The sequence below is a fragment of the Microcystis sp. LE19-10.1B genome (genome assembly GCF_027530565.1).
GTDB lineage: Bacteria > Cyanobacteriota > Cyanobacteriia > Cyanobacteriales > Microcystaceae > Microcystis > Microcystis aeruginosa.
This window is the reverse complement of the sequence record NZ_JAPZQM010000351.1, coordinates 1-9,551: the sequence shown is the minus strand read 5'-3', so window position 1 is coordinate 9,551 and position 9,551 is coordinate 1. Positions and strand designations below refer to the sequence as shown.

Genomic DNA, 9,551 nt, shown 5'->3' with positions numbered 1-9,551 from the left:
TTATTGAGATAAACTCTCATTAAGCTGGCGATCGCTAACTAGAGTGTGACACTTCATAATTCTTAGTAATCGCTAAAAGTCTTACTATACAAGGGCTAGAGCAACTTTTGATTTCAACGACTAGGGTGCGGAATGTGGGATGGTAGGTTGGTTGATCGGATAAGAGGGTATCTGTTGGGTATGGAATTTTTAGCAACTTTAGAAACAGGCTTGATCTCTGCCGTGGCAATCATCAAGTTTTGCCTAGAAAGTATTTCGATCGCTTGTGTGGTGATCGGATTAATTAAAACCCTACAATTAGCTTGGCAGTCTAATCGTCACCGTCGCAGTCTTCCCCCTTTTTCCTTCAATCAAATTCGCATTCGTTTCGGTACTTGGCTATCTTTAGCCCTAGAGTTTCAGTTAGGTGGAGACATCGTGGCTACTACCGTCACACCTACTATAGAAGCCTTGGCACAACTCGCCCTCATCGCTATTATCCGAACTTTCCTCAACTATTTCCTCAGCCAAGAATTGGAAACGGAATTGTCCATGGAAAAAGAGCGATCGCAACTAGCAGCCCAGGACAATCTCAGGGATTTTTAATGCCAAAAAAAGGTGAGTTGACAATCACCTGACCTAACCCCTGATAAGCTGTTGACTATTGAGGGTATGCTAAAAAAGTTTTTCAGCAAGCTCTAGATAGGGCTTGCTGAATAAATCTAAAAACCTTGTTGGGTAAGACTTTTAGACTTTTTGATTGACAAAAAGTACCAGTTGTGGGAGAGATAGGGGGAAAATTCTGGGACTTTTTCTCTGAAAATTAGGTAATTGACCAGATGAGAATCGGTAAAACCCTACACCCCACACCCCACACCCCACACCCTGTCCCCACGAAAAACTTTTTCAGCAGACCCTACCTAAGATGATAGTGTCCGGCCAAAATCCTAGTCAAGGAGAGCGTTTTCAGCAATCTCGCCATCGATCGCAAGCTCAAGAACTTGACCTTAGATTTATACCGACAAAAAAATAGTCAAGAATCCTAGCAGCAAATACCAAGACGCATCTACAACGTCATAGGAGTAAAAATATAATTATATGTCCCCTCAAATTCTCGATATAGCTGAAAATCTCTCTCTAACCACTTGCGGCACTATTCTCACCCTGGCAGTCTTAGAAACTATTCTATCGGCCGATAATGCCGTCGCCCTGGCCGCTTTGGTGCGAGAACTTCCCGACCCCAGACAACAACGCCAGGCTTTAAACTGGGGATTGGCCGGGGCATTTGTGTTAAGAGTTGCCCTGTTAGTCAGTGCCAGTTGGACAGTTAAATTCTGGCAGGTGGAGGTACTGGGTGCTATTTATCTGCTCTGGTTAGCAGGTAAGCATTTTTGGCAGAAATTTTTGAATATAGAAATAGAAGACGAAAATTTTGCCCTTAATCTCGCCATAGAATCTTTTGGCCGTGTTATTGTTTTGATTGCTTTTACGGATCTGGCTTTTTCCCTCGATAGTGTGACAACAGCGATCGCCCTAGCCGATCGATTCTGGATTCTCCTGACTGGTGGTATTTTGGGAATGTTAGCCCTACGATTTTTAACCGGTTTATTTGTCAGGTGGTTAGCTGAGTTTGTTTACCTACAAGATGCGGCCTATCTGACGGTTTTAGCGGTAGGGGGAAGATTGTTATTAAAAGCTTGTCAACCAACCTATTTGCCGCCAGAGTGGATGGTATTGATGATGGTGGCGGCCTCCTTAAGTTGGGGCTTTTCTAGGCGTGTTGTGGTGGAATAAGTCTAGTAGCAAGGGATTTTCTCAATTTTTTAGGAGCGTGTCAATCGTTATACTCCGGGACGACGGGCGACTGTGACATAATTTGTGACTAGGTACGGTAACAGTCGCTAGTGAACCCCGTTAGCCTTGGAGACTTCCTTGCTAGACACCATTTCCACCCTATCCTCAAAACTAACAGCGATCGAATCCACGGGAAATCCTCTCCCGAAAGTTGCTACTTGTTCCTCTACCTGTCGTTACTGTCGGTTTTATAGGTTTCAGGGGAGAGGAAACGGCTATTGTCAACGCTTGGGAGTCCCTGTTCACAGTCATTGGCGCGCCTGTCCTTTGATTTGTCCACCTTTCGCCCCTTCCTGGGAAAGGTCGGAAAATGGGTAATTCTAAGTAGTTATCTGGATTTTACCGCCTGTATCGAGCAATTTTCTCCCCATCCCGCTCCGTCCGAGGATGGGGTTTTAATCGAAACCGATGCTTTCTACTCCACCGCTATCGGGACTGGTGGCGACAAAATAGAGAATTCCCGACCCTAGACAAGCGATCGCTATACTAAAGCAAATAATCCAGACTTGAGCAGGTTCGTAGCTATTACTATCGATCGCTCGCCGGATGAGAAAATATCGGCGCGTGGCGATGACAACGGTTAATAATCCCACCATAGCGAAGACAAAACCCAACAACCAACCCAGTCCTAGAGATGACGAAGATACTGTTCGTAAACGCAAAATGACCAGACCAAAACCCATCAAAGCGATGGAAGCGCGCATCCAAGACAGATAGGTGCGTTCGTTGGCCGAATGATCTCGCCAGTAATCAGGGTTAAATTTCTGCTTTGTCTTTTGGGATTTAAATAACATAGAGGAGTTCCTCGCTGGGAAGTTCAATAAAATCAAGTATTCTTTCTTATGGTTTTAATAAATTGTTTTTATCATCTAGTTTTTCGCTTATCTTTAACCAATTCAAGGGACTTGAGCAGATTATCATCCATAAATAGGGGGAGTTTACCGTCCCATCTTTCGATCGCTTTGTTCTGTAAAACTTCTGGACTTAAGGAATCTTGGAGAATGCGATGAGCTGCCGCCTCTCCTTTAGCCAGATTGATTTTCACTTCCGATTCTTTCAGAGCTTTCAGCACCATAAAACCGGCTTTTTTGGCCTCCTGTTCGGCAATTTGTTTGGCTTCCACCGCGTCGGTAAAGCGATCGGAAAAATTGACATGAACCAAAGAAATATCATCGACACCGATATGATAATTTTTCAGTCTTTCGCTCAAACGAATATCCACTTCTCCTTTCACCTCCTCCCGTTTAGTAATTAATTCTTCGGCGGTATATTTAGCCATAACTGCCTTGAGAATTTCCTCCACTGCTGGATCGATTACTCGTTCAATGACAGCCGCTTCATCGCCAATTTGTTGAAAAATAGTATTAACTTCTGATGCTAAAATATGCCAATTCAGGGCTACATCTGTAAATACTTCCTGTAGGTCTTTGGAGGAAGCTTCGGCCGCTATCTGTTGTTTTTGGATTCTCACACTTAGTTTTTTTACCGTGTTAACAACGGGAATAATCCCGTGAATGCCCTCATTAAGTATGTGATCTTGCACCTGTCCAAAAACCATTAAAACCCCTCTTTCTCCAGCATTGACAATCACGAAAGGATTAAAAATAATCGCCAAAATTAATAACAAAAAAAAGAGATTGCTTGGTCTAGCTAAAAGACGATTTTTAGGCATTCTTGGTTAAGACATTAAAAATAAACGATAGGATCGGCTGTCAACTAATATATAAATCCCTAGAAAAATATAGATAAAAGGACTAATTTTATGTCCGTAGTTTGTAACCACTTTAGCTATCCTGGGATGGGTAATCAAAAAATAGGCTAGGAGGCACCAAATCCCCATCATGAGATAAAAAACTATCATAATAATTAAGACGTGCATCGGGGAATTATTGGCAAAAAGAGAGGTATAGATACCAATATTATCACCACCATTAGCAACGGTCACGGCGGCAACGTAATAGGTTTGGGAGGGAAAACGAGGAAAAAAGGAGCGATTTTTAGAATAATTAACATCTTCTCTTACTTCTTGAATATAATCCTCATTTTCCCTTGACAAAAGTTGTTTAATGCCGATAATCAAAGGAATAAATCCTAATAGACCAATCCATTCTTTAGAAACCAGTAACCCAAATAGTAACCCGAGGGAACTAGCTAGGAGAATCAGGGTAAAACCGAGGTATTGACCAATAATCAGGTGTCGAGGTCGAAAATTAGCATTAAGTCGCGAGAAAAACAACATTAGCACCATCAGATCATCGAGATTTGTGGCTACAAAACTCGTCACGCTAGTAATTAAAAGGGCTACTAACCAATTCATAGATTGAAAAAAGAGATAATCCTTCCCATTCTAAATCTCGTAGTGCCAGATGTCCTCCTCTCGTAAAAGAAGACGATGGACAGGAAGACGTTCCACGGCCCCCTGTTGTTCTAGACTATTAAGTGCGCGGGTAATTGTGACTCTGGTGGTTCCTAATAAGTCAGCGATATCCTGATGAGTTAGACGCACATCAATTAATTGTCCAGTACCAGTTTGTTTACCAAATTGATTGCCTAACCATGACAGTAATTTCACAACCATAATATCAGTACGTTTGTAGCTACGAATAATACTTAGCTCTTGTGCTTGCTGAAGATGAGACAGCAGAATTTCTGCCATTTGATAACTCTCAACTGTGGAAAAGGAAACTGCTTGTACAGGAGTGATGCACTCAACTTGATAGGGATTGACTCTCTCTAGGGTTTTACCGACAAAACTGCCAGGTCCCCACAATCCCAAGACGATCAGGGTTCCATCTTCTAACCAGGTGGAGGTTTTCACGACTCCACTCTCGATTTTCCAGAAATTAGGGTTTCTGAGGGGCAAAATCGCCCGATTATCAAAGTGCCAGCGATGGGGGGTTGGTGGTTGATAGGTAAGCGTCATGATTGGTAAGTAGTCGTGCAAAATTAATTTTCTAGTCGAGACTCCGAGACAGGAGACAGGAGACAGGAGACGGGAGACAGCTATTAGGGATCGGATTTGATAATTTTGGGGTAAAAACGATAATTACCCCAAAAAAGACCGATTGTATGCCCTTGCAAGCCCTATTTATTTCGGGGTGCTAGTCTTCTCCAGTTCCGTTGTGGCCGAGGAGATCAGTTCTTGCCAAGCTCGATCGCTTTCCTGTAGAGTCTGTTTAACCGCGTCGATGGTCTTTTCTACGCGAGTTTTCAGGAAAGGGGAAGCATTGTCTTTGAGTCGTTCGGTGTCGTCGGCTAAGATATCGATCGTCTCGGAGGTATTAACGAGGCTATTTTCTAGGGTAATAAGGTTGTTTTGCAGGGTTTCACTGAGTTTAGCCCCAGATTTGGTCAATTTTTTCGTAAATTTACTCACTTTTTCCCCTAGATCGTCAATATTATCCGCTAAGTCCTCTAGGTTGTCCTGTTGAGCTTCGATAATCTTCTTGTCGAGAGAAGGAGCGGCTAGTTGAGCCTTTAGGTCATCGATAGCCGATTTTGTCGCTTGGATGGCTTTTTCATAGGCAATTTGGGCATCTTCCAGAATTTTTGGGCTAGAAACCTCATTTTTTTTCTTAACGGGTTCCACCACGGTGCCACCCGTTGCCGTTGCACGGTCGATGACGGCCAACTGTTCGGGGAGTAGGGGCAAGGCGATCGCATTTCCCCTTCCCCCTAGGAGCAAAGTGACAGTTAAGAGGAAAATCAGCAGCCGGAAAACTTGATTTTTGAGGCTTTGAAAGCTCTTATTTCGGTTGATCATAGTTGAATTTTCTCCTGTTCAGAAAAGTGGTTACTCTATCTAAATATTATCACATAAAATTTTTGTTTTGTATTTGTTTATAATAAATTTTATGAAAAATTTATTATATTTTTTTGACCAATAAATTGCAGAAAAAACATAATCTTTTCGAGGTAAAAGCCAGTAAAGAAAAGCTTTTGCCCTCTCAAGAAAAATTAATTTTTATCACTTTTTTTATTAATGAGATGCTGAATTATCCGATGGATTTATTTCTTGATTAATCGTAGATATTTTCTTACGACCTTTAATATATTTGCCTAAAGATTTATTTTTCTTAAGTCGTTTAATGCCACTTAAAGTGCACAGAGAGAATAGAGTTCCCACCAGAACCATCTGCCATAAACCGCAACCAGAAGCCGCGCCTAATCCTGCCGCTAACCAGATAGTCGCCGCCGAAGTCAAACCTTTCACTTGTACCTTATTTAGTTCCCGATGGGATTGTTGTAGGATGATTCCCGCCCCTAAAAAACCGACACCAGAAGCGACCCCTTGAATAGTGCGACTGAGAGCATTAGAAGACGCATAACCCACATCTCCTTCCGCTTGTAGGGGAATCATCACGAACATGGCAGCCCCGAGACTAACGATGATAAAAGTTCTCAATCCAGCCGGACGACCGCCTCGCTGTCGGTTATAACCAATCAGACAGCCGACGGCCATAGCCATACTGAGCCGAAAAATAATCGTTTGCCAATCTTCCGAGTCAAAAAACATTGTTTAACCCATCAAATGAGATAAAAACTTCGCCTAACCAATCAAGGCCTTTTCCAGATGCCGCTTTAAATCGTTCCTATTCTCGATCCCAATCGATAATCCTAGTAAAGCCGGTGTTATAGGTGGAAATCGTTACCGCACCATGGCTAGAGTCTGGTTCTTGCCCCCCATGAATTGCCCTCGTTGCAAATTCCATCGATTTATTGTCCTATTAGTCGATATCTTCGAGGTCTTTAAACAGGGCTGTGCTGAGGTAACGTTCCCCGAAACTAGGCTGAATCATGACGATTAATTTATCTTCGTTTTCGGGTCTTTTGCCCACCTGAATTGCCGCCCATAAAGCGGCCCCGGCCGAGATGCCCGATAGTAGTCCCTCCTGACGAGCTAACCGTCGCGCGTAGGCGAAAGCGTCCGTATCATCGACGATAATCACCTCATCGATTAATTCCGGTCGGAAAATTGCCGGGATAAAACCGGCGCCGATGCCTTGGATTTTGTGCGGACCGGGTGGTCCCCCCGATAAGACGGGACTATTAGAGGGTTCAACTGCGATCGCTTGAAATTGGGGACGACGGGGTTTAATGGTTTCGGCAATACCGGTAATGGTTCCCCCGGTTCCCACGCCACCGATAACGATATCTACCAGGCCATCGGTATCGGCCCAGATTTCCTCGGCGGTGGTTTCTCGGTGAATTTTCGGGTTAGCCGGGTTGCGGAACTGTTGCAAACTATAGGCGTTGGGGGTATTTTCGACTATTTCCTCAGCCCGGGCGATCGCTCCTTTCATGCCTTGGCTACCCGGGGTTAATTCTAATTGCGCCCCGTAAGCTTTTAACATCGCCCGTCGTTCTAAACTCATGGTTTCGGGCATAGTCAGGACTAGGCGATAGCCTTTGGCCGCCGCTACCATGGCTAGGGCGATGCCGGTATTACCGGAAGTGGGTTCCACCAGAATTGTTTTATCGGGGTGAATTAGTCCGGCGGCTTCAGCGTCCTCCACCATACTGACCCCGATGCGATCCTTAACCGAGGCGGCGGGGTTCATACTTTCCAGTTTGACGACGATGCGGGCTTTTACTCCCTCTGCCACTGGGATTCGATTCAGTTGGACTAGGGGAGTCCGTCCTACCAATTGGGTGATGTCTCTTGCGATCGGCATAATCCCACTTGCTTTGTATTTGTTGGCTATTTTTGATTATATATGTATTTAAGATGTTTTACAATACTTTTTAAGTCAGAGTACACTGCAAAATGCTGGTGTTGGCACCTCTGATCACAACGTCGGCGGGGATTATCCCTGTCGATTTTTTTGCCTTGCCACTTTTTTTGTATATCGAAGCACAATCGCTCAAATCGTCTTGGGAAATTTCTCTCAATTTAGTTAATTATTATTAGTATATAAAAGCACATTTATTTAAACAACTTAAACAAATTATTAGAGAGATGAAAAGAGCGATACTTTTTCTTAGTATCGGGTTACACATTTAAGAAAGTTTTCTGAGATTTATCCTAAAAAATTATTTTTTTGCTGGTTTTTTAGGAAACAATTTTTAATAAATAAAAGTAGGAAAATGGTTTATAAAATAATTCATGGCAAAAACTAAGTATGTCTGGAAGCGCCTATCAACGCTAAATTCAATTAACAAGAATTGTTCCTCGATATACAAAAAAATCTGGCCAAGGTAGAGTAATTTTTTTTCAAGGACGATAGTATAGTCCCAAGAAAAAAACTCCTAGATACTTTATCGGAAAAAATAAAGAAAAGCCAGAGCAATCAACCTCGATATTTTGCCGAAACCAATCATCATTATAGGAGATGAAAACTATGGTGTTAGATGCCTTTGCCAAAGTCGTTTCTCAGGCCGATACCCGCGGGGAATACCTGAGCGAGAATCAAGTCAATGCCCTAATTGCCTTCGTCAAAGATGGTAATAAACGCGTGGATGTGGTCAATCGTCTTTCCAGTAATTCTTCTGCGATCGTTACCGATGCCGCGCGTAGTTTGTTTTCAGAACAGCCCGTTTTAGTTGCCCCCGGTGGCAACGCCTATACAAACCGTCGTGCCGCCGCCTGCTTGCGGGATTTGGAAATTATCCTGCGCTACGTTACCTATGCCACCTTCACCGGCGATGCCAGCATCCTCGATGATCGCGCCTTGAACGGTCTCCGGGAAACCTACGTCGCCCTGGGAGTTCCGGGAGCTTCTGTTGCGGCCGGAATTCTCAAGCTCAAAGACGCTTCCCTTGCCCTAGCGGCCGATCCCAACGGGATCACTCGCGGGGATTGCAGTTCTTTACTAGCAGAAGTCGCTTCTTACTTCGATCGAGCGGCGGCGGCAGTTTCCTGATGCTGTGACTTTCTTATCTCAATCCGATTAAACTTTTGTAGGAGCAATTCCATCCATGACCAAAACACCTTTAACCGAAGCGGTAGCTACTGCCGATTCCCAAGGCCGTTTTCTCAGCAGTGCTGAATTACAAGTAGCGTTCGGTCGTTTCCGTCAGGCCGCCATCACCCTAGAAGCGGTAAAAATCCTCGCCCAAAAAGCCCCCAGTTTAGCCCAAGAAGCAGCCAACGCTGTCTATCAAAAATTTCCCTACACCACCCAACTCCAGGGGCCGAACTATGCCTACGATGAGCGAGGGAAATCCAAGTGCGTTCGTGATATCGGCTACTATATCCGAATTATCACCTATGCCCTCGTGGTAGGGGGTACAGGCCCGATCGATGAATATCTAGTCGCCGGTTTGAGTGAAATTAATAGCGCCTTTGAGCTATCTCCTAGTTGGTATATCGAAGCCTTAAAATACATCAAAACCAATCACGGATTAACTGGGGATGCTGCTGTAGAAGCTAATTCCTACATTGATTATGTGATCAACGCCCTTAGCTAATTTACGTCAACATAAGCTCATATCTCCTAAATTCACCTCGGGATGAGCGCCGAGGTTTTTTTGCGTCCGTCTAACTTAGGGCTTGCTGAAAAAGTTTTTCGGTGGTGGCAGGGTGTGGGGTGTGGGGTGTGGGGAAGTGGGGTTTTATCGATTTTCAGGTGGTCAACTACCTAATTTTCAGGGAAAAAGTACCTGAATTTTCCCCCCAATCACTCCAATGGTCGGCAATTTTTGAGAGAAAAAAAGTCTAAAAACCTTATCCAACAAGATTTTTAGATTTATTCAGCAAACCCTCACTTAGTCGTCGT

Annotated in this window: 12 protein-coding genes; 5 read left to right on the top strand and 7 right to left on the bottom strand. The window is 43.9% G+C overall.

Annotated elements, in window-relative coordinates:
* Window positions 1-180 precede the first annotated feature (180 nt).
* The 3 genes from O9332_RS12500 to O9332_RS12490 all read left to right on the top strand — a co-directional run bounded on the left by O9332_RS12500 (window position 181) and on the right by O9332_RS12490 (window position 2,151).
* Window positions 181-585: a DUF1622 domain-containing protein gene (locus O9332_RS12500; protein WP_002762845.1), complete on the top strand. Its 405-nt coding sequence runs from the start codon at window positions 181-183 to the stop codon at window positions 583-585.
* Between the two features lie 492 nt (window positions 586-1,077).
* Window positions 1,078-1,773, top strand: a complete 696-nt coding sequence (locus O9332_RS12495) for a TerC family protein (RefSeq protein WP_185237248.1) — start codon at window positions 1,078-1,080, stop codon at window positions 1,771-1,773.
* Window positions 1,774-1,911: 138 nt separating this feature from the next.
* Complete coding sequence (locus O9332_RS12490) at window positions 1,912-2,151, top strand: hypothetical protein (protein WP_288025820.1); 240 nt, start codon at window positions 1,912-1,914, stop codon at window positions 2,149-2,151.
* Window positions 2,152-2,228: 77 nt separating this feature from the next.
* Here the strand turns inward: O9332_RS12490 and O9332_RS12485 are convergent, their stop codons facing one another.
* The 7 genes from O9332_RS12485 to cysK all read right to left on the bottom strand — a co-directional run bounded on the left by O9332_RS12485 (window position 2,229) and on the right by cysK (window position 7,508).
* The gene (locus tag O9332_RS12485) at window positions 2,229-2,627 is read right to left on the bottom strand and encodes a YidH family protein (protein ID WP_002762678.1); all 399 of its coding nucleotides are present in this window, start codon (window positions 2,625-2,627) and stop codon (window positions 2,229-2,231) included.
* A gap of 71 nt (window positions 2,628-2,698) precedes the next feature.
* Entirely contained in the window at window positions 2,699-3,505 is an 807-nt protein-coding gene (locus tag O9332_RS12480) for a prohibitin family protein (RefSeq protein WP_002762680.1), read from the bottom strand.
* Between the two features lie 6 nt (window positions 3,506-3,511).
* Complete coding sequence (locus tag O9332_RS12475; protein ID WP_002762681.1) at window positions 3,512-4,150, bottom strand: cadmium resistance transporter; 639 nt, start codon at window positions 4,148-4,150, stop codon at window positions 3,512-3,514.
* A gap of 30 nt (window positions 4,151-4,180) precedes the next feature.
* Window positions 4,181-4,756: a Crp/Fnr family transcriptional regulator gene (locus tag O9332_RS12470; RefSeq protein ID WP_002762683.1), complete on the bottom strand. Its 576-nt coding sequence runs from the start codon at window positions 4,754-4,756 to the stop codon at window positions 4,181-4,183.
* Between the two features lie 165 nt (window positions 4,757-4,921).
* On the bottom strand, window positions 4,922-5,596 hold the full coding sequence (locus O9332_RS12465; protein ID WP_002762684.1) for a hypothetical protein: 675 nt from the start codon (window positions 5,594-5,596) through the stop codon (window positions 4,922-4,924).
* Window positions 5,597-5,812: 216 nt separating this feature from the next.
* On the bottom strand, window positions 5,813-6,349 hold the full coding sequence (locus tag O9332_RS12460; RefSeq protein WP_002762685.1) for an MgtC/SapB family protein: 537 nt from the start codon (window positions 6,347-6,349) through the stop codon (window positions 5,813-5,815).
* Between the two features lie 211 nt (window positions 6,350-6,560).
* Window positions 6,561-7,508, bottom strand: a complete 948-nt coding sequence (gene cysK / locus O9332_RS12455) for a cysteine synthase A (protein ID WP_002733085.1) — start codon at window positions 7,506-7,508, stop codon at window positions 6,561-6,563.
* A 669-nt stretch (window positions 7,509-8,177) separates the two neighbouring features.
* Here cysK and cpcB point away from each other — a divergent pair.
* Together cpcB and cpcA are read left to right on the top strand one after the other, a co-directional pair.
* Window positions 8,178-8,696: a C-phycocyanin subunit beta gene (gene cpcB, locus O9332_RS12450; RefSeq protein WP_002733930.1), complete on the top strand. Its 519-nt coding sequence runs from the start codon at window positions 8,178-8,180 to the stop codon at window positions 8,694-8,696.
* Window positions 8,697-8,751: 55 nt separating this feature from the next.
* The gene (gene cpcA, locus O9332_RS12445; RefSeq protein ID WP_002762687.1) at window positions 8,752-9,243 is read left to right on the top strand and encodes a C-phycocyanin subunit alpha; all 492 of its coding nucleotides are present in this window, start codon (window positions 8,752-8,754) and stop codon (window positions 9,241-9,243) included.
* Window positions 9,244-9,551 lie beyond the last annotated feature (308 nt).